Source organism: Azospirillum cavernae (assembly GCF_003590795.1).
Taxonomy (GTDB): Bacteria; Pseudomonadota; Alphaproteobacteria; order Azospirillales; family Azospirillaceae; genus Azospirillum; species Azospirillum cavernae.
The window spans coordinates 566,058-585,943 of sequence record NZ_QYUL01000001.1 but is presented as its reverse complement, the minus strand read 5'-3'; the positions used below and the strand labels follow the sequence as shown (position 1 = coordinate 585,943).

General features: G+C 67.1%; 20 protein-coding genes and 1 tRNA gene. 10 read left to right on the top strand and 11 right to left on the bottom strand.

The genetic code is table 11. The features are described from left to right. Positions 1-9: 9 nt before the first annotated feature. Both D3877_RS02800 and D3877_RS02795 read left to right on the top strand, forming a co-directional pair. On the top strand, positions 10-762 hold the full coding sequence (locus D3877_RS02800) for an ABC transporter permease (protein WP_119829234.1): 753 nt from the start codon (positions 10-12) through the stop codon (positions 760-762). After that, entirely contained in the window at positions 750-1,487 is a 738-nt protein-coding gene (locus D3877_RS02795) for an ABC transporter ATP-binding protein (protein ID WP_119829233.1), read from the top strand. Before D3877_RS02800 ends, D3877_RS02795 begins: the two co-directional genes overlap by 13 nt. Before the next feature lie 76 nt (positions 1,488-1,563). On the opposite strand, the gene D3877_RS02790 is transcribed toward D3877_RS02795, so the two are convergent. Next, a complete protein-coding gene (locus D3877_RS02790; protein WP_119829232.1) occupies positions 1,564-2,385 on the bottom strand; it encodes a universal stress protein in 822 nt (273 codons plus the stop codon). Positions 2,386-2,752: 367 nt separating this feature from the next. Between D3877_RS02790 and D3877_RS02785 the strand changes: the two genes are divergently transcribed. From D3877_RS02785 to D3877_RS02770, 4 genes are all read left to right on the top strand, one after another. Next, entirely contained in the window at positions 2,753-3,430 is a 678-nt protein-coding gene (locus D3877_RS02785; RefSeq protein ID WP_119829231.1) for a hypothetical protein, read from the top strand. A gap of 178 nt (positions 3,431-3,608) precedes the next feature. Continuing rightward, a complete protein-coding gene (locus D3877_RS02780) occupies positions 3,609-5,168 on the top strand; it encodes a hypothetical protein (protein WP_119829230.1) in 1,560 nt (519 codons plus the stop codon). Then, positions 5,165-6,685 (top strand): GspE/PulE family protein, encoded by a 1,521-nt coding sequence (locus tag D3877_RS02775; protein ID WP_238474701.1) that lies wholly within the window; start codon positions 5,165-5,167, stop codon positions 6,683-6,685. Before D3877_RS02780 ends, D3877_RS02775 begins: the two co-directional genes overlap by 4 nt. Positions 6,686-6,694: 9 nt before the next feature. Then, positions 6,695-7,174: a hypothetical protein gene (locus D3877_RS02770; RefSeq protein WP_119829228.1), complete on the top strand. Its 480-nt coding sequence runs from the start codon at positions 6,695-6,697 to the stop codon at positions 7,172-7,174. Here the strand turns inward: D3877_RS02770 and hypD are convergent. From hypD to D3877_RS02755, 3 genes are all read right to left on the bottom strand, one after another. After that, entirely contained in the window at positions 7,171-8,292 is a 1,122-nt protein-coding gene (hypD, locus tag D3877_RS02765; protein WP_119829227.1) for a hydrogenase formation protein HypD, read from the bottom strand. The genes D3877_RS02770 and hypD overlap by 4 nt on opposite strands. A gap of 65 nt (positions 8,293-8,357) precedes the next feature. Continuing rightward, positions 8,358-10,037 (bottom strand): methyl-accepting chemotaxis protein, encoded by a 1,680-nt coding sequence (locus D3877_RS02760; RefSeq protein ID WP_158599768.1) that lies wholly within the window; start codon positions 10,035-10,037, stop codon positions 8,358-8,360. Between the two features lie 409 nt (positions 10,038-10,446). After that, positions 10,447-11,424: a quinone oxidoreductase family protein gene (locus D3877_RS02755; RefSeq protein ID WP_119829225.1), complete on the bottom strand. Its 978-nt coding sequence runs from the start codon at positions 11,422-11,424 to the stop codon at positions 10,447-10,449. Positions 11,425-11,541: 117 nt separating this feature from the next. Between D3877_RS02755 and D3877_RS02750 the strand changes: the two genes are divergently transcribed. Next, positions 11,542-12,417, top strand: coding sequence for a LysR family transcriptional regulator (locus D3877_RS02750; protein ID WP_119829224.1), 876 nt, complete (start codon positions 11,542-11,544; stop codon positions 12,415-12,417). A 15-nt stretch (positions 12,418-12,432) separates the two neighbouring features. Here the strand turns inward: D3877_RS02750 and D3877_RS02745 are convergent, their stop codons facing one another. After that, on the bottom strand, positions 12,433-13,020 hold the full coding sequence (locus D3877_RS02745; RefSeq protein WP_119830749.1) for a gamma-glutamylcyclotransferase: 588 nt from the start codon (positions 13,018-13,020) through the stop codon (positions 12,433-12,435). Between the two features lie 111 nt (positions 13,021-13,131). Here D3877_RS02745 and D3877_RS02740 point away from each other — a divergent pair, with 111 nt between their 5' ends. Continuing rightward, positions 13,132-14,166, top strand: coding sequence for a DUF2125 domain-containing protein (locus D3877_RS02740; RefSeq protein WP_119829223.1), 1,035 nt, complete (start codon positions 13,132-13,134; stop codon positions 14,164-14,166). Positions 14,167-14,194: 28 nt separating this feature from the next. Here the strand turns inward: D3877_RS02740 and D3877_RS02735 are convergent, their stop codons facing one another. Then, complete coding sequence (locus D3877_RS02735; RefSeq protein WP_158599767.1) at positions 14,195-14,836, bottom strand: peptidoglycan L,D-endopeptidase MepK; 642 nt, start codon at positions 14,834-14,836, stop codon at positions 14,195-14,197. 143 nt (positions 14,837-14,979) lie between these two features. Between D3877_RS02735 and D3877_RS02730 the strand changes: the two genes are divergently transcribed. Then, positions 14,980-15,714, top strand: coding sequence for a hypothetical protein (locus tag D3877_RS02730; RefSeq protein ID WP_238474700.1), 735 nt, complete (start codon positions 14,980-14,982; stop codon positions 15,712-15,714). A gap of 150 nt (positions 15,715-15,864) precedes the next feature. Next, positions 15,865-16,632 (top strand): class II glutamine amidotransferase, encoded by a 768-nt coding sequence (locus D3877_RS02725; protein WP_119829221.1) that lies wholly within the window; start codon positions 15,865-15,867, stop codon positions 16,630-16,632. A gap of 11 nt (positions 16,633-16,643) precedes the next feature. Here the strand turns inward: D3877_RS02725 and D3877_RS02720 are convergent, their stop codons facing one another. The 5 genes from D3877_RS02720 to D3877_RS02705 form a co-directional block, all read right to left on the bottom strand. Continuing rightward, complete coding sequence (locus tag D3877_RS02720) at positions 16,644-17,858, bottom strand: ATP-binding response regulator (protein WP_119829220.1); 1,215 nt, start codon at positions 17,856-17,858, stop codon at positions 16,644-16,646. Positions 17,859-17,871: 13 nt separating this feature from the next. Further along, the gene (locus tag D3877_RS30780) at positions 17,872-18,003 is read right to left on the bottom strand and encodes a hypothetical protein (RefSeq protein ID WP_274379597.1); all 132 of its coding nucleotides are present in this window, start codon (positions 18,001-18,003) and stop codon (positions 17,872-17,874) included. Positions 18,004-18,012: 9 nt separating this feature from the next. Then, the gene (locus tag D3877_RS02715) at positions 18,013-18,954 is read right to left on the bottom strand and encodes an anti-sigma factor family protein (protein WP_119829219.1); all 942 of its coding nucleotides are present in this window, start codon (positions 18,952-18,954) and stop codon (positions 18,013-18,015) included. After that, complete coding sequence (locus D3877_RS02710) at positions 18,954-19,466, bottom strand: sigma-70 family RNA polymerase sigma factor (protein WP_119829218.1); 513 nt, start codon at positions 19,464-19,466, stop codon at positions 18,954-18,956. Before D3877_RS02710 ends, D3877_RS02715 begins: the two co-directional genes overlap by 1 nt. Positions 19,467-19,808: 342 nt before the next feature. Further along, positions 19,809-19,885 (bottom strand) — tRNA-Arg (locus D3877_RS02705). Position 19,886 lies beyond the last annotated feature (1 nt).

The following is a 19,886-nucleotide window of genomic DNA, read 5'->3' as shown; positions in this document are numbered from 1 at the left end:
AAACGACCGATGAAGATCCAACATTCCTTGGCGTTGTCGGCGCTGGGCGTCGTCGCCTTCCTGCTGGGCTGGGAGGCGGTGGCGCAGAGCGGCATCGTCCCCGCCCGCCTGATTCCGTCGCCCAGCGCGGTTCCCGCCGCCTTTCTGGCCGAGTTCCAGCGCGGCATCTGGCAGGAGATGGTCCTCGCCAGCCTGTCCCACTACCTCGTCGGCCTGTCGTTGGGGGCGTTCCTGGGCGTCAGCTTCGGCACGGCGGCGGCGCTGTGGCCGATCTGGGACGCCTTCCAGGCCTGGGTCGTGCGCATGCTGCGCCCGATCCCGGCCATCGCCTGGATTCCCTTCGCCATCATCTGGTTCGGCGTCAGCGAGGGCGCGGCGTCCTTCCTGATCGCCCTGACGGTGTTCTGGATCAACTATTACGCCAGCTATTCCGCCGTGCGCGGGGTGGACAAGGATCTGATCGAGCTGGGCCACGCCTTCGGACAGGGCGGGTTGATCCCGCGCCTGTTCAAAATCATCCTGCCGGGCGCCTTGCCGGGCATCCTGGCGGGCCTGCGGGCCGGGCTGGGGCAAGGCTGGATGACGGTGGTCGCGGCGGAACTCTTTGGCATTTCCGGCTTGGGCATGCGGATGATGGAAGCGTCGGGCCTCTTGGCCACGCACATCGTCGTGCTCTACATGGTGACGATCGCGCTGCTCTACGGCGTGTCGGATTTCCTGTTCATGCAGGTGCAGTCGCGGGTGTTGTCATGGCAGCGGTGATTGATCTTGATGGCGTCTCCATCGGCTATGGCGCCGACGCGCCGCCGGTTCTGGTGGACGTCACCCTGTCGGTGGAGCGCGGCAGCTTCGTCGCCATCGTCGGCCCGTCGGGCGTCGGCAAATCCACCCTGCTGCGCGTCGTCGCCGGGCTGCACAAGGCGCGCGGCGGCAACGTCATCATCCACCAGGACCAACGCCCGGCCCATCGTCCGGTTGGTTTGGTCTTCCAGGACGCCCGCCTGTTGCCCTGGCGCCGGGTGGTGAAGAATGTGCAATTGGGTCTGGAAGGTCTGCCGGTCAGCCGCGCCGACCGGCTGCGCCGGGCCGAAGACGCCTTGAAGCTGGTGCGGCTGGACGGCTACGCCCGCCGCTGGCCTTACGAGCTGTCGGGCGGCCAGCGCCAGCGCGTCGGCATCGCCCGCGCCATGGCGGTCGATCCCGACATTCTGCTGATGGACGAGCCGTTCGGCGCGCTCGACGCCATCACCCGCAACAATCTTCAGGACGAATTGCGGCGGATTCACCGGGAAACCGGCAAGACCATCCTGTTCGTCACCCATGATCTGGAGGAGGCGGTGCATCTGGCCGACCGCATCATCGTGCTGGGCGGTTCCCCGGCGCGGGTGGTCCGCGACGTCCAAAACAACGCCGGGCGCGACGGCGCGGTCTTCCGCGATCAGGTGGAAAAGCTGCGGCTGGAAATCGCCGACAATTACAGCATCTGAGCGACGCGGATCCCCTCTCCCGGTTTTTCGGGAGAGGGGCGCCCGATCAATGCGCCAACGCTCAATGCGCCAACGCTCAATGCGACAGCAGCAACGGCACCGGGCAGGTGCGCAGGACATGGCGGGTTCCGCTGCCCCGGTGCAGGAACGGGAAGCCGTAATGGCCATGCGCGCCCATCACCAGCAGATCGGCGCCGGTGTCCATGGTGCGGGCCAACAGCGCGTCCATCGCGCCGATGTCGCTCACGGTGAAATGCGTCTGTTCGGCGGTGACGCCATGCAGCGCCAGATGATCGAGCAGACCGACGCGCGGCGATTCGGCGTTGCCCGACGCGGCTTGCGTCAGAACGGTGATGACCGTCACCTCGTCCGCCTTTTCCAGGAAAGGCAGCGAATCGGACAGGGCGCGGGCGGCTTCGCGCTCGGCGTTCCAAGCCACGGCGACCCGCTTGCCGATCACCGGGAAGTTTCCGGCGTAGGGAATCACCAGAACCGGACGGCCTGAGTTCAGCACAACCTGCTCGTTCAACTCTTCCGGCGCGCCGTCCGATCCGACGTCGCGGTCATACTGGCCAAGGATGGTCAGGTCGGCGAATCGCGACCAGATGATCGCCTCGCGAATCACATGATTGTGCTCGCCGTGGGTCAGGCCGTGCCATTGGCCGCGCAGGCCCGACGCCGCGAGCGCCTCGTTGAACATCGCCTCGCTTTTGACGGCGGCCTCGGTCAGATGGTCGCTGGAACGACGGGCGATCATGCTGGTGGCGTTGCGGTCGCCCTGGGCGAACAGGCCGCGCAGGAACGCGCCATGCTTGGTCGCCAGCGCGACGGCGGCGTCCAGACGGGCGCCCACATGCGGGCTGGAGTCCAGATGAACCAGGATGTGTTTGTAAGGCATTGAGATCCTCCCCTTTTGTCTTATGCGACGGTTGTCGTCTGCGGTTGGCCCTGACGGCGGAAACATCACTCCATTCATCTGTATACCCGTCAAGTCTTACCGCACTGCGGTCAAGAGTCGCAGCCATCTGTTGCGCCCGCATGACAGCATGCCGCAGCATTTTGACCAGCCTGTGACGGTCGTCACTGAGAATCGTTAAAAGCGAAATTTAGAATGCCTTAACGACTCTGGGCATTGAGTCGGTTCAAAGACATGTCCGAACCGGGCCGCCCCCTTGCGGGATGGCGGCGCGGAAGGGAAAGCGCGGCGGACGCCGAACGGCGGCCAAACACGTTCCCCCTGTGACGACCCAACAAGGAGTGCCTGAATGTTCAACCTGCTTTCGGTGGTCGTCGCGGTCGCCATTTCTGGATTCATGGCCGCCGCCGGGGTGTTCTACACCGGCTCGGCCTTCACCAACATGAGCGCCAAGGCCCAAGCCGTGCAGGTGCTCAGCGCGATGGAGCAGATCGACGCCGCCTGGACGATGTGGAGCAACGACGGCAACACCACCACCGCGTCGTTGCCCAGCTCCACGGTGCTGACCAGCGCCACGCCGCCGACCTACATGTCCTCCTACCCGCCCGCCATCAACACCGCGACCACCTTCGGCACCGGCCCGACCGCCGCCGGTTACGTGATCGACAGCACCGGCACCGGCGGCGCCACCGCCGCCGGCAACGAAACCACCAACACCGGCATCTACACCGTCCTGACCTCCACCACCGGCGCCAACGCCTGTCTGGAAATCGCCAAGTCGGCGGGCTACGTCGCCTCGACCGCCAGCAGCTTCACCGGCCTCGCCAACATCACGGTCAACGCCGTGACGGTCGCCGTCAGCGGCATCACCACCAAGGCGGAATTGGACGCGCTGGGCGCGGTCTACCGCTATTTCTGCGTGCCGCTCGGCACCACCACCGCCACCATCATCCTGGGCGGCGCGGCCAACACCATCGCCGTGGGCGCCGACACCGGCAAGCACGTCGCCTATTTCAAGCACATGTAAGACGCAGGATCATTCCCTCCCCCAGGGCGCTTCCCCTCACAAAGCGCCCGACGCTGGACCGGCGGCCCCACCGCCGGTCCTTTGTTTTTTGCGGCGGTCTCAACGCGTTCCGGGTTAGGGTGAGCGCCGCGTTCGACCAATGACGGCGGCGACAGGCGGCGGCAACAGACGGCGGCCCATGGTTTCCCTTCTCATCATCACGATCATGGCGATCTCGCTGGTGGCGACGACGGGCTACACCGCCTTCACGCTGGTGCAATCCTCCGACCGCATCGCCCAGGCCCAGCGCAGCGCCGGGCAGATGCACAAGCTGGCCGCGTTGGTGGAGGCCAACCTCCGCACCCTGAAAAACGACGGCACCCTCTACGCCCCCGCGCCCAAGGAGCGGCCCGACGGCAAGACGGAACTGCCGGTCTGGCTGATGCCGGGCGTGCAAACGCCCTGGGGCGTTCCCTATGGCTATTGCGTCTTCGCCCCCGCCCCCGATCAGATCTCCCCCAGCATCGTCACCACGCCCTGGCCGCAAGATGGCGCGCCGGGCGCCCGCAACTATGTCTTGAGCGCCCCGGCGGCTCCGGCGGAGATCGCCCGGGCCGGGATCATCGCCGCCATCGTCGCGCCCGCCATTGGGTCCGATAAAATGCCGGACTGCGCCGGGCTGACGATGAAGGACGGGCAGCTCACCCTGCCCGCCGGGTCGGCGTTGGGCGTCACGCGCGGATCCTCCGCCGATCTGGCCGCCGTCGCCGCGTCGGCCACCGTGCGCCGCCACGTCGCCCCGACTCAAGCCGGCGACGGCAGCGGCACCACCGCCGCCGACGCCATGTCGCTGACCGCCGCCCTGGGGCTGTGGCAGGCGACCCAGCCCAACGGCATGGCGCTGCGCCTCGCGCCGGGTCGGCACGAGGTTCCCGCCGCCTTGCTCGACCAGTTGGCCAACGGATCGGGCGGCGGGCGGACGATGCGGCTGGTCTTGCAGGGCGAGGCCGCCGGGGTCGTCATCGCCAGCCTTCCCACCGGCGCGCCCTTCCGCCTGCCCACCGACATCCGGGTGGAGAACGTCGCCTTCGACACCCCGGTGGAAGCCATGCCGGGAACCCGCCTGAGCTTCGCCGGAACCAACGCGATTTCCGTCGCCAACGGCCCGGCGCTGAAGGGCTATCACGCCCGACTCGACGTCACCGGCAGCCTGACCGTGACCTCGAACACCGGCGACGGGGTGCAGGTGACGGGGGGCGAGGCGCTGTTCCGCGACGCCGACGTGGTGGCGCAGGTCGGGACCGGGCGCGCCGGGCTGGTCAGCGCGCTGGGCGCCGCCGTCACCTTTTCCGGCGAACGGCAGCGCCCCCGCTTGCGGGTGCGCGGGCGCGGCGGCGTGCCGATGGCGGCGATTCGCTCCGGCGGCGGGCAAACCATTCTGGACAGCGCCGACGTCGGGGCCGAAAGCGACACGCAATTCGGCGTCGTCCTGGAAAACGGCGCGCTGGAGATGACCGCGACGGCGGTCGGGCTGAACGGCGCGCGGCCCAGATCGGCGGGGGTGCTCGACCTTGGCGGGGCGCGGGTGGCGTCGGATTCGGCCTCGCAAATCACGGTCGCGCCGGGCGGCAAATGCGCCCATGGCGAGCTGTTCGCCCAACCGGCCACCGCCCGCCGCTCCGCCGCCGAGGTCGCTGGCGGAAGCGCGCCGCTCGCCGTGTCGCTGACCAACCGCTCCCATTGGGGATGCCGCCAATGAGGTTGGATCCCCCGACCGCCGTGCGCGAGGAGCTGGCGGCCTATCTGCTCGACCGGGGGCTGGTGTCGCGCTCCATCCTCGACGCGGCGCTGGCTGAACAGCGGGTGACGGGGGAGCCGCTGGGGTCGATCCTGGTCCGCAACGGCTTCGTCGCCCGCGCCGATTTGATGGAGGCGCAAACCCGCCACGAGGCCGCCGCCCACGCGCCGGAGCCGGTGGCCGCCACCCCGGTGCCGCTGCGCCTGCTGGAAAAACACGCCATCATCGTCACCGGGGAAACGGCGGACAGCGTCTATGTCGCCACCCTGCATGAGGAGATGATCGCGGCGCGCGTCGTCGCCCGGCATTACCCCGGCAAGCGGGTCCGTTTCGTCGCCTTCGTGCCCGACCATTTCGACGATTTCCTCGACCGCGTCCGCCGGGGCGAGGGCAACACCAGCGACCCCGAAGGCGTCGAAACCCTGCTGACCCAGGCGGCGCAGGCGGGCGCGTCGGACATCCACATCGTGCCGCGCCGCAAGAGCTACAGCGTGTTCTTCCGCGTCAACGGCATCCGTCAACTGATGCACGAAGGCGCGCTCGACCATTACGCGACGATCACGGCGCAGATCAAGGACCGCGCCGCCATGGATCTGGCCGAACGCCGGGTGCCGCAGGAGGGCCGTTTCGATCTGGAGATCCGGGGGCGCTCCATCGACCTGCGCGTCGCCACCGTGCCCTCGGTCGATGGCGAAATCCTGGTGCTGCGCGTGCTGGACGCCGAGCGGATCCAGCCGGTGTTGGACGGGCTGGGCATCACCCGCGTGGCCGAATGGCGCCGGGCGGTGGACCAGCGGCATGGGCTGTGTCTGATTTGCGGGCCGACCGGATCGGGCAAGACCACCACCCTGACGGCGACGATCCGCGAGATCGACCGCATCGGCAAGGCGGTTTACAGCATCGAGGATCCGGTGGAATACCGCGTCGCCTACGCCGGGCAGGTCAGCGTCAACCCGACCGTCAACATGGATTTCGCCCAGGTCGTCCGTTCCTTCATGCGGGCCGATCCCGACGTCATCGTGCTGGGCGAGGTGCGCGACGAGGAAACCGCCAAGATCGCCGTGCGCGCCGCCGACACCGGCCATATGGTTCTGACCACGCTGCACACCGGCTCGATCCTTGGGGCCATCGACCGACTGCGCCATCTCGGCGTGACGGCGCACGACATCAAGAACCTGCTGCGCTGCGTGATGGTGCAATCGCTGATCCGCACCGTCTGCCCGGCCTGCCACGGCGCGGGCTGCGAGTCCTGCTTCGACAGCGGTTACGCCGGGCGGACGGTGGTCAGCGAATGCGCCCGCTTCGACGGGGCCGCCAGCGTCGTCAACGCCGCCAAGGGGCAACGAAGCTGGCCGACGATGTTGCAGGACGCCATCGCCAAATTCCACGCCGGGCAAACCACCGGCGCCGAAATCCGCCGGGTCTTCGGCAGCGAGGCGCAGGGCGTCGGCGCGTCGGCCCCCGCCTTGCGCCCCTAGGAACACGCGATGAACCTCATTTCCGCCGTGGTGGCGGTCGGCCTGCTCGCGACGGTGACGATGGGCGGCGTCCAATACATCGGGGTGGACACCGAGGCGCGCGTGAAGTTCAGCAGCGCCGCCGACGCCGGATTCCAGGCGCTGGAGTCGGCCTTCCGCGCCCGGCAGGCCGCCGGGTTGGCCGCGCCGACCGCGCAAACATGGGAGGCCGCCCTCTTCCCCAGCTTCGGCGCCCGCCCGACCCCGCCCAAGGATCTGGCCTGGTCCTATGGCGTGGACGCGACGGGGACCTGGTTCTGTCTGTCGGGAACGCCCAAGGACCAGATCGCCAAGACGGCGCTGGAGCGGCTGAAAGCGCGCTATGCCGAAGGGATTTACGCGGTGGCCGAATCCTGCGGGGCCGCCGCCGCGCAAAGTGGCGCGGTCTCCGCGACCTATTGGGTGGTGAAGACCAGCGCGACGCCCGCCGCCGCGACGCCCAGCGGTTAGGAATCGCGGAAGCGCCCATAGGTGTAATGCGCCGCGCACGCCCCCTCGGCGGACACCATGCAGGATCCCATTGGATTGTCGGGCGTGCAGACGCCGCCAAACAGCTTGCAGTCGCTGGGCCGCTTCACTCCGCGCAGGATGGACCCGCAGTCGCAGCCCTTGTGATCGGGAACGCTGGCGCTTTCCACGCCAAAGCGCGTCTCCGCGTCAAAGGCGGCGAAGGAGTCGCGCAGCCGCAGGCCGCTGCGCGGAATGCTCCCCAGCCCGCGCCATTCAAAGGACAGGCGCGGCTCGAAGGTTTCGGCGACGAGCGCCTGCGCCTTTTCGTTGCCGCTGCGGGTGACGGCGCGGGTGTATTGGTTTTCCACCTCGGCCCGCCCCTGGTTGATCTGGCGGATCAGCATCAGGATGGATTGCAGCACGTCCAGCGGCTCGAACCCGGCGATGACCACCGGCTTGCCATGCTGTTCGGCCACCGGCTCATAGGCTTGGCTGCCGATGACGACGGAGACATGGGCCGGGCCGACGAAGCCGTCCAACCGCAGCTCCTCCGACCGCCCCTGCGCCGCCGCCATGATGCCCTCGATGGCCGACGGGGTGAGGACATGGTTGCAGAAGACGGAAAAATTGCTCAATCCGCGCGCCTGCGCCGCCCGCACAGCCAGCGCCGTGGGCGGAGTCGTGGTCTCGAAGCCAATGGCGAAGAACACCACTTGGCGGTCGGGATTGTCAGCGGCGACGCGCACCGCGTCGGCGGGGGACACCACCATGCGGACGTCGGCGCCCTGCGCCTTGGCCTTCAGCAGGCTGACCCGCCCCGATCCCGGCACGCGCAGAACGTCGCCATAGGCGCACAGCGTCACCTCATGTCGCCGGGCGAGCGCGATGGCGTCGTCGATCCGGCCAACCGGCAGAACGCAGACCGGGCAGCCCGGCCCGTGGATCATGCGGACGTTGCCGGGCAAAAGATCGGGAATGCCGTAGCGGGAAATCGCGTGGGTGTGGCCGCCGCAGAACTCCATCAGGTGATAGGCGCGGTCGGGCGCGGCCTCCCGCGCGATGGCGGCGGCGACGCTGCGGGCCAGCGCCGGATCGCGGAATTCATCGACGTATTTCATGCGCGCAAGCCCCCCAATCACTCCGCCTTATGACGGAGATTGGGGGGCTGTGGCGTTGATGCGGATCAAGCGGCGCGGATGCTGGAGAGGAAGCCGTTGACCTCGCCGCGCAGACGTTGGGCGACCTTGCCCAGTTGCCCGGCCCCGTCCAACATCCGCTCGGCCTTTTGCCCGGCCTCGCTGGACGCCTGACTGGCGCCGGCGACGTTTTGCGAGACCGCCTGCGCCCCGGCGGCGGCCTGGGTGATGTTGCCCGCGATGTCGCGCGTCGCCGCGCCCTGCTGCTCCACCGCCGAGGCGATGGCGCCGGAGATGCTGTTCATCTGGTCGATGACGGCGCCGATGTCGCGGATGGCCGACACGGCGACGCCGGTCGCCTGTTGGATTTCACCGATCTTGGCCTGGATGTCTTCGGTCGCCCGCGCCGTCTGGGTGGCGAGGCTTTTCACCTCGCTGGCGACGACGGCGAATCCCTTGCCATGCTCCCCGGCGCGGGCGGCTTCGATGGTGGCGTTGAGCGCCAGCAAATTGGTTTGCCCGGCGATGGAGTTGATGAGGCTGACCACGTCGCCAACCTCGTTCGCCGCGCGGGCCAAGCTGCCCATCAGGGCGTTGGTCTTGCTGGCCTCGCCCACCGCCTTCGCGGCCACATCGTTGGACGCGGACACCTGTCGGCTGATTTCCCGGATCGAAGCGGTCAACTCCTCGGTCGCCCCGGCCACTGTGTTGACGCTGACCGCCGCCTCTTCCGCCGCGCCAGCGGCGGCGGTGGAACGGCTGACCGCCGCGCCCGTCGTCGTCGTCAGCGTCTCGGCGGAGGTCTGCATGTCGTTGGCCGACGCCGTGACGGCGGACACCACGTCGCCGATGGACCGTTCAAAATTGTCCGCAAGCTTCATCAGCAAGGCCTTGCGGTCGTTCTCCGCCTTCGCCTGCATCTCTTCCTGGGCCTGACGCAGCCGTTGGTTTTCGACGCCACGCTCTTTGAAGACGCCAACCGCCTTGGCCATCTCCCCAATCTCGTCGCCCCGCTCCGTGTCAGGAACCGTGACGGTCAGATCATCGCGCGACAAACGGCGCATCACCACGCTCAACCGCAGCAGTGGTTCGCTGATGGAGCGGGCGATCAGGTAGGCCAGGATCAAACCAGCGCCGCCTAAGCCGATCCCCAGCACCCCGGCCTGCATCGCGTGTCGGCGGAAGTCCGCCTCAAGATTGTCGATGTAGACGCCGGTGCCGATCACCCATTTCCAATCCGGCGACAGTTGGGCGAAGCCAACCTTCGGGCTGGCTTCGCTGGCGCCCGCCTTCGGCCAGGAATATTCGACGAATTGCCCACCCTTGCGGGCGCCCTCGGTCAGTTTGCGAATGAAGGCGACGCCGTTGGCGTCCTTCGCCTCGATCATGTTGCGGCCCTCCATTTCCGGGCGGCCGCCATGGACATAAGTTTTACCGTCGATGTCAGTGGCGAAGATGTACTCGCCGCCGGAATAACGCATGGCCCGCAGGCTGTGGCGCGCGGCCTCCTGCGCCTGCTCCAGCGTCAACTCGCCTTTGGCGACGCGTTGTTCAAAGCTTGTGACGATGTTCACCGCCGCTTCGGTGATCGCCTGGACTTTGTCGTGGCTGTTTTCCTCTTGTTGATCGCGCAGCGCCATCAAGAGGATCACACCAATTCCGGTCAAGGCGACGAGCATGACCAGAGACAAAATTACGAATTTGATGCGGATTTTGATGTTTTGCATGCCAACCATCCTCTTGAAGAGCGTGCACAAAAGGTACGGCGGCATGGGAAAAGCGTCAAAATATAAACAATAATTCTCTTATATAACCAATAGGTCAGGTTTTAAATATTCTCTCTGAAGGCATGAATTTACGCAGGGATGAGTGTATTTTTGCTTCTCTTTTTGGTGTAATTTAGAACTAAAAATTCTCATTCTTCTTATTATATTTCTTTTGCTTAATTTTTGAGCATAATCCCGCATATGTTTTCTGCATACTTTGATATGCAGCGCGAGCCGTGAAACACACGATTGCAGCCATAGATTGGCGTGGCAAAACGTCTCATCACGGCTGTCGTCGATACAGATCCCCCATCCCCCACAACCATGACTTGAGGAATTTCCCCCAAATCATGGTCAAAGAGGCCACCGCTTACGGCGTCAACACCAGCGCCCCACCGGCGCCCCGCCCTTCCAACAGGCGGTGAGCCTCCGCCGCCGCCTCCAACGGCAGACAGGCGACCGGCCCGACCCGCAAGGCGCCCACCGCCACCCAGTCCAGGACAACGCTCGCCGCCGTTCGATAGGTGGCGAGATCGGTCATGTAACCGAACACGCTGGGCCGCGACAGGCAGAGCGAGCGGCGCGGGCCGAGGTCTGCGACGTCCAGCGCCGGAATGGGGCCACCCGCCTGCCCGACGCTGGCGACCATGCCGAAGGCGCGCGCCGCGTCCAGGCTGCGCCGCAGCGTGTCGCCGCCGATGCCGTCCACCACCAGATCCACGCCGCGCCCGTCGGTCAGCGCGCGGGTTTCGGCGACGAAATCGGCCTCGCGATACAGGATCGCATGGTCCAGACCGTGGGCGCGGGCGATGTCGGCCTTGTCCGGGCTGCCGACCGTCCCAATCACGGTGGCCCCCAGGCTCTTGGCCCATTGCGTCAGCACCAGCCCAAGCCCGCCCGCCGCCGCATGAACCAGCAGCGTGTCGCCCGGCCCGAGCGGGCGAACGCGGGTCAACAGCATGTGCGCGGTGATCCCGCGCAGCAGCAGCGAGGCCGCAGTCACCGCCTCCACCCCGTCGGGCAGGCGGATGGCGCGTTCAGCGGGCAACAGCCGCGCTTCGGCGTAGCCGCCGACGGGCAACCCGGCCCAGGCGACGCGGTCGCCGACGGTGAAGCCGGACACGCCCGCCCCGACCTCCTCCACCACGCCAGCGGCCTCCACCCCGATCACGGCGGGAAAGGCGGGCAACGGGTACAAGCCGGTGCGGTGGTAGACGTCCACATAATTGACGCCCGCCGCCGCGTGGCGGATGCGCAATTCCCCCGGCCCGGCGGGCGGCAGGTCGATCATTTCGGCGCGCAGGGCTTCGGGGCCGCCGGGCTGGTTCAGACGGATGGAACGGATCATCGGGGCATCTCCCTGTCGTCGTGTGACGAGGTTGGTTGCGACGCCCACGACGTTACCCTGTGGTCCTATCCCCAGAAATTCGGCATTATCACCCATCTTCTGGGGATTTTTGCGCGGATGACCGGCCTCAATTGGGATGATGTGCGCGTGTTGCTGGCCTTGGCGCGCGGCGGCAGCCTGTCGGCCAGCGCCCGCGCCCTTGGCGTCGATCACAGCACGGTGGCCCGCCGGGTGGCGGCGCTGGAAAGTGAACTCGGCGTCAAGCTGTTCGACCGTCTGCCGCGCGGCTATGTCCCGACGGCGGAGGGGGAGGACATCGCCGAACTGGCCGGACGGGTCGAGGACGCCGTTCTGGCGCTGGAACGCCACGCGCGCGGGCAGGCCGGGGAACCCGCCGGAACCGTGCGCCTGTCGGCCCCGCCGGTCTTCGCCAGCCATTTCCTCGCCCTGCGTCTGGCCCGCCTGCGCCAGACCCTGCCCAAGCTGGTGGTCGAACTGGTCGGCGACGCCCGCCGCGTCAGCCTGACCCGGCGAGAGGCCGATCTCGCCATCCGTCTCGATGACCCTGAGGATGATGGGCTGGTCGCCCGGCGGCTGGGGGCGATGGGCTATGGCCTCTACGCCACGCCCGCCTATCGGGACCGCCGCGCGCCCGCCGATTGGGAGTTCATCGGTTACGACGACAGCATGGACCATGTGCCGCAACAGCGCTGGCTGCGCGCCGCCGCCGCCGGGCGGCCCTTCGCCTTTCGGGCCAATGATTTGGCGAGCCTGCACGCCGCCGCGCGGGCCGACGCCGGGGTCGCCGCCATCCCGCATTTCCTGGGCCGCAGCGACCCGGCGCTGGTGGCGATTCCGACCGACAGCGAACCGGAACCGCGCGCGCTGTGGCTGCTGGTTCACCGCGATCTGCGGCGGTCGGCGCGGGTGCGCGCGGTGATGGACGCGGTGATCGCCATCATGAACGCCGAACGGGATTTGATCGGCGGTTGAGCGCGGTCGGTCGCCTCAGTCGGTCGTTTGCCGCACCCCGGCGTAAATCCGCCGCAGCGCCGCGTCGGGAATGCCCAGCGCGTCAAGATGGCTGACGGTGTTGGCGAGATACTCGACGTTCGGGCCGCGCTGGCCGCAACAGCGGGCGATGCGCTGAATGACCGACGCCTCGTCCAACCCGCCGCAATATTGATAATGCTGGCGGTCGACGACGAAGCAGCAGGCCTCCACCGCCTTGCCGTCGCGTCGCCGCAAGCGGCGGAACAGCGGGCGGTAAACGCGGTTGGTCATCTCGCGGTCCCATAGGTAATCCAGGGCGGCGGGAACCTCGGCGGCGGCGATGCGGAAGACGATGCCCCGGCAGGATCCGCCATGGTCCAACCCCAACACCAGCCCCGGAGTCTCCGGCGTGCCGCGATAGCGGTGTGAGGCGACGCAAAAGCGCCGGTGATAGCCGCTCAAGGTCGCCACATGGCGCTCGATGTAGGGGAAACCGGGGTTCCACATCAGCGACCCATAGGCGAACACCCACAGATCGGCGCCGGGCGCCAGCGTGATGTCCGATGACCAATCGGGCGGGGATGCCTGCGTGTGAAGGGGCATGATCCGACAAACAAAACGGCGGAGGGCGCAAAGAGGCCACAGACAAAACAAGTCCCCAAGCCTAGCATGGCGGGGCCGTCGTCGCTATAACAGGACCGACACGGAACGGACATGCCACCGATGCGCTTTCCCAAGCTCCGCAGCCGCCTGATTGTGATTCTGGCGGTCCTCATCGCCCTGCCCCCGGTTGGCTACGCGCTGTGGTGGCAGCAGGCCGCCCGCGCGGTCGAGCGCGGGGTGCTGGCCTGGATCGACCAGCAGCGGGCCAACGGCGGCTTGGCCGATCACGGCGGGCTGTCGGTGGACGGATTCCCCTTCACCCTGCGCGCGGCGCTGGAGCAACCGCATCTGGCGACGCGCGGCGCGGAATGGCGCGGCGCCCGTCTGGTGGCGGAAGCTGCGCCTTGGGACGTCACCCACGTGACCTTGAGCCTGCCGGGCGAACAGCGGGTGACGCTGGTTCAGGCCGGGCAACCGCCGCTGGATGTGACCGCGCGCGGCGGCGGCGGCGGACAGGCGGTGTGGACGATGAACGGCACGCTGGAAAACCTGCGCCTGAGCTTCACCGACCTGACGGCCCAAGCGCTGAACCTGCCGCTGCCCATCGCCTCGCTCGACCTCACCGCCGCGCAGCCGAACACGCCGCCCGACACGAACGCCGCCACCGGCCTGACCATCGGCGTGACGGCGAACGGCATGACCCTGCCCGACAGCGCGCCCTCGTCGCTGGGCCGCGACGTCAAGCGGGCCGAACTCTCCGCCCGCGTGTTGGGCCGCCTGCCCCAGCCCGAGCCGGTCAGCCTGTCGGCCTGGAGCCGCGACGGCGGGACCGTGCAGTTGGATCGGCTGGCACTGGATTGGGGGCCGCTGGCCATCGCGCTCAACGGCACGCTGGCGCTGGATGGGGAGCTTCAGCCGCAAGCCGCCCTGACGGCGGAAATCCACGGCGCGCCCGCCGCGCTGAACGCGGTCAAGCCGATGATGCGCCCGAACGACGCGGCGATGGCGCGCACGGTCCTGACCATGCTGTCCCGCCCAACCGGCCCCGGCGGCGCGCCCGTCCTCACCACCCCGGTGACGGTGCAGAACCATTCCCTGTTCCTCGGCCCGCTGAAAATCGCGTCGGTGCCGCGCGTGGTGTGGTGACGACCAGCCCAGCCTTCGTAAATCGGCCTCAGCGAATCCACACCCGGCGCGGGCCGCTGTCGATGTGGACGAAATTGCTGTCGGGGTAATAGCCGACCCCGCCCAGCCCCAGCCCGTTCGCGTAATGCGCCACCGCCAGCGAGGACAGGCCGGGCAAACGGATGTCCGCCGCCATCGCCCGGATGTGGAAGCTGCGGTGCGCCACGCTTTCGCCCATCGTCCGCCGCAGCATCTCATTGGTTTGGACGGAGCGATAGCCGGACAGCACCTCCAGCGGCACGGTGAAGCGCGCCGCCATTTGCAAACGCCACAGGATGTCGAGCAGCGAGGCCGCCGTCTGCACCGTCTCGCCGGTGCGCCAATCGCGGAAAAAATGATCGACCGTCGCCAGCCCGGCGGGATCATACGCGCCATCGCGCCAGAACAGCGTGTTCAACCGCTCGCCGGTGTTCAGATTGCGCATCACCAGCCGACGCGGAACGGTCAGCCATTGCGGGACGGTCGTGTCGAGCGCCTGCGACGGGCGCGTCTGCGCCGCCAGCGCCGCCGCCGCCGCCAGCCCGGTCAACATCCCCCGCCGGGTCAGGCGCGCGCGGGGCCAATCGTCGCTGTGGTCGTCCATCATGCCGGTGGCGGACGTTACGCAAACCGCCGCCCAAGTCAACACCACCCAAGCCAAAGCCTTTCCATGTTGACTTGTCCCGTCCCCGCCCCTACTGACAGACGGGGGTGAAAAGTCCATATTTGGGGGGCCGTCGCCGATCCGTTCCACCGGATTTGGTGCGGTTCAGCGGTTTTGAACAAGGGGGATCGGTGCCCGGCGCCCGGCAGGCCACCAACGTGATGTTTGGCTATTTGGAAGGCGTCGAGCGCAAGGACGCCGAATCCTACGCGCGCGCCTTTGGCCGTCGCTGCCTGAAAAGCTCCGAAAGCTGCTGGTACGCGGTTGAACCGCTGTGGAGCGGTTATCTCTATGAAATTCACGAGGGCGGCCCCGGTTACTCCTTCCTGCCCGCCTTGGCCAAGGAGATCGACGCCAACCCCGGCGGCGTCGCGCTGGTGCCGTCCGGGCGGCGGGTGTTCGAGCTGACGGTGCGCAACGGGCGCCCCGTCGGCGCGCTGCTGTCGGAAACCCGCAGCCGCGAGGTGCAAAGCCGCATGGCGGTGGTGCAGCCCGCCGACCGGGTGGGCGACCGTCCGTTCGGCCTGATCGTTCCCGCCTGGGCGCCGCAAGGCCATGTGCGCTTTCACGCCATCCTGACCAGCCGCCGGATGAAACGGCTGTCGCCCGCCATCCCGCTGCAACTGGCCGCCGCCGCCGTCGGCTTTCTGGCCGGGGCGGCGCTGTTGCTGGGCGGCGGCGTCACCTATTATTGGTCGCCGCACCGGGTTCCGACCGCGCGCAATTTCGACATCAACCGCCTGCCCCACCGCCAGTGGGACACCGTACTGTCCGCCATCACCGCCAGCAGCTACGCCGCCAAGCTGGAGTTCAAGGACGGCAAATGGACCATCGAGACCCAGGCGCCCCCCGAACCAAAACGTTGACCTTGCAAACAATCAGCGCTCGCGCACGGCAGAAAAGCCACACCCGCTCCCGTTGTGACGGTTTGATGAAGAGGACGTCTTGTTTTACAACGGGGTTCTGGTCAAATTGACGCACTCACTTCCGCGCGGCTTTCAAAGGTGCGCCTGTCGATGTGTCGTTTTCTTGCCTATTGCGGCGAGCCGGTGCTGCTGGAATCCCTGGTCAGCACCCCCTGCCATTCGCTGATCGAACAATCCATGCACGCGTCGGAGGCGAAGACCGAAACCAACGGCGATGGGTTCGGCGTCGGCTGGTACAGCGAGCGCAGCGAGCCGGGCCGTTACTGCGAGGTTCGCCCGGCTTGGTCGGACGAGAATTTGCAGTCGATTTGCAGCCATGTCCGCTCGCACTTGTTTTTCGCCCATGTCCGCGCGGCGACGGGAACGGCGGTCAGCCGCGCCAACTGCCACCCCTTCAAGGCCGGGCGCTTTCTGTTCATGCACAATGGGCAGGTCGGTGACTGGTGTCACTTGCGCCGCCGGGTCGAGGCGATGATCCCCGATCATCTCTACGCCTCGCGCACCGGCACCACCGACAGCGAGGCGATTTTCCTGACCGCGCTGGGCCGTGGGTTGGAAGAGGATTCGGTCGGCGCCTTCCAATCGGTGCTGCACGACATCCGCGACGAAATGACGGCGAGCGGCATCCGTTCACCGCTGCGCTTCACCGCCACCTGGACCGATGGCGAACGGGTGTGGGCGGTGCGCTGGGCGTCGGACAACAAGCCGCCCAGCCTCTATTGGCGCAACAGCGACAACGGCCTGATTGTGGTGTCGGAGCCGGTGGACGCCCAGCGCGACTCCTGGCGGCTGGTTCCCAACGGCGGCGGTCTGGTCGCCCGCGTCGGCGGCGCGCCGGAAGCCTTCACCTTTCACTGACGCCCAGCGCTTCACCCAAGCAAACGTTCCGCCGGCAGGAGGATCACAACCTCGGTTCCCTGCTGCGGCGCGCTGGTCAGTTCGACCGTGCCGCCGTGCAACTCGGCCAGACGGCGGACGATGGGCAGGCCCAAGCCGATCCCCTCATGCTGGCGCACCAGCGTGCGTTCGGCCTGGGTAAAGGGGTTGAAGATGCGGCCCAGCAGGTCGGGCGCGATGCCGGGGCCGTTGTCGCGCACGACGATGGCCACCGCGTCGCCGCGCCGTTCGGCGCCAACCCAGACGCCGCCGTCGGGCGGGGTGAATTTCACCGCGTTGTCGAGGACGTTGAGGATCATTTCCCGCAACCGCCGCCGGTCGGCCCGCAGATGGAGCGACGGGGTCGGTTGCGCCGTCACCGCCAACCGCTTGCCCTCGGCCTTGGCCGCCAGCAAATCCATGCAGTTGGTCAGAAGCTGCGGCAGATTGACGTCGGATTCCTGCAACTCGATGGAGCCGGTGGAGCCGCGCGTGTAGTCCAGAATGTTGTTGACCATGGTCAGCAGCGATTTGCCGCTTTCCTCGATCATCTTGACGTATTCGACATAGTCCGGGTTGCCGAGCTTGCCCATCGATTCGCTGCCCAGCACGTCGGCGAAACCGATGATGGAGTTCAAGGGCGTGCGCAGCTCGTGGCTCATCACCGACAGGAAATCCAGCTTGGCGCGGTCGGCCTGACGCGCGACCTCCAGCGCGCTGGTCAATTCGGCGGTGCGTTCCGACACCCGCCGCTCCAATTCGCGATTCTGGTCGGCGGCGCGACGGTAGAGGGTGCGGATCTCCACCATGTTGCGGACGCGGTGGAGCAACTCCCAGGCGATGAAGGGTTTGGTCAGAAAGTCGTTGGCGCCGAGTTCCAGCGACTTGCGCCGGGTGTCCTGGTCAGTCTGGGCGGTCAGCACCAGAATCGGCACGTAATCGCCGCCGAAGATCGGGCGCACCCGCTCCATCAGCTCAAACCCGCTCATGTGTGGCATGCGGATGTCGATGAGCAGAAGGTCGAACGCTTCCGCTTCGCACAGCGCCGGGACCTTGCGCGGGTCGGTTTCCCCCAGAATGCGGGTGTAGCCGTCGTGGGTCAGAATCTCGCGCAACAACTCAACATTGGATGAATTGTCATCCACAATCAGGATGCGCGCACCCTTGATTTGCGCGTCAAGCTGGGGGTCGATCTGGTTCCGACTCATCGGACTGCGCCCTTCACGTCTGGCAAACACCACCCATCACCACCATCAGCGTTGCGGCAAGAGCGATGAATTGCAACGATTTTTCGCGATTGCGGCGCAGAAGGCGAAAGGCCGCCTTGTCGATCGCGACAAGGCGGCCTTTCATCCGGGTCGCTCAACTGTCCTTGGGCTTTTGCGTGTCGCTGATCGGCTGGACGGCGGCCGGGGCGTCTTGCATCTGCGGCTGTTGCGGGGCCGTCTCCGCTGGGCGCGGCTGCGGCTCGCTAGGCGGCGGGCGGCGGGGGGGACCGGCCTTGACGTCGCTGTAAACCGCCTTGGCGATCTCCAACAACTCCTCTTTCGACAAGCGTCCGGCCAGCGCGTAGGACAACGTCCCTTCCACCCAATAGAAGGTGGCGACGTCGCCGTTTTGCGTGAAGCTGAAGGTCGATGGGTTGCCCGATTGCGGTGCGCCGACAAACAGCGTGATCCGCTTGTTGGCCTCGTTGATGTACATGTATTGCGCGCCGGCCCCCAGATCGGTCGGCAAGGACCGGCCGCCGATGAGCCGAAAGCCGATGCGGCCCAGATCGGGACCAAAAACGTCGCGCCCGACCCGTTTGGACAGCCAGCCGTTCAACTCGTCCTGATTGTCGGCGCCCAGTTCCACCTGAAAGCGTTCGTCGGCGGTGTAGAAGCGGTGGGCCTGGGTCGCCTCCTCGGCGAAGGTCGCCAAGGTCTGGCGCTGCTGCCCCGCCGGGGAGACGGTCTGAACGCCGCGCCCGATCCAACCGCCGCCAGCCCCGGCCACCAGCAACAGCACGGCGGCGGCGAAACGGACCAGCGGGCGGGCGTGCCACGCCGGACGGTTGTCGTTGAAGGCCAAGCGGCCTTTCAGCCGGTCGGTCAGATCCTGCACCGCGTCGCTGGGCGGTTCGCGCAGAACGCTGTCGAACAGGTCGTGCAGCAGCGCGGTTTGCGTTCGGTAATCCTCGACGCGGGCCGCCGCCTCGTCGTCGTCGGCCAACCAGCGTTCCACCGCCAAACGGCGGTTGCTGTCGAGTTGCCCATCCACATAGGCGTGGAGATCGTCCTCTGTCACCTGTCGCGCGTTCATCACTTCACCCGCCGGAGGGCAACGCCACCCTCGTTCGCCAGTTTCGCCCTGATCGCCTCCCGCGCCCGAGACAGGCGCGACATGACGGTCCCGATCGGCACGCCGAGCAACTCGGCGACCTCCTCGTATTTCAGGCCCTCCAGCGCCACCAGCAGCAGCACCTTGCGCTGCTCCTCGGGCAAGGCGTCGACCAGGCGCATCATCTCGCGCAGCTCGACGCTTTCCTCCTGACGGGCCGGGGAGACCAGCTTCGATTCGACGTCGTCGACGTCAACCTCGGCGGGCCGCGCGGCCTTGGAGCGGACCTGATTGACGTGGACGTTGTGCAGGATGGTGAACAACCACGCCCGCAGATTCGTCCCCGCCTGGAAGCTGTCGGAACGCGACACCGCGCGCACCAAGGCCTCCTGCACCAGATCTTCGGCGTCCGCACGATTGTTGCGCAGCAAGGCCCGCGCATAGCGCCGCAAGGACGCGATGTGGACTTCCAGATCAACCCCGAATTTGCTCAACCGCGCACCCGATAGTTCCGGTCACGCCATGGCGACGGCCACGGCCCCCTCTTCGTCGAACCGAGCGAACAGGACGGTGTGGCGCCGCAATCCAGGGCTGGGCCACAGAATGACCCGATGCATGGATGTGCCAACGTCCCCCGCGCGCTCTTTATTCCAGACTTTTGCGCATCTGCGTCAAAATTTTGGCGGAGCGCCGTTCTTCCCGGTTCAGGTCGCAAAAATGCGCCAACGCAATGGAGCGGAACGGGTTGTTTTGGTGGGGTGGGAAGCCCGCGCGACGCTGCGGGTGCAAGGGCAAGCGCAAACACGCCGTGCAAAAAAAGCTGCGTCGTTGGGAATTGGCGACCCCAGCTGGATTCGAACCAGCGACCTATCGCTTAGAAGGCGATTGCTCTATCCAACTGAGCTATGGGGCCG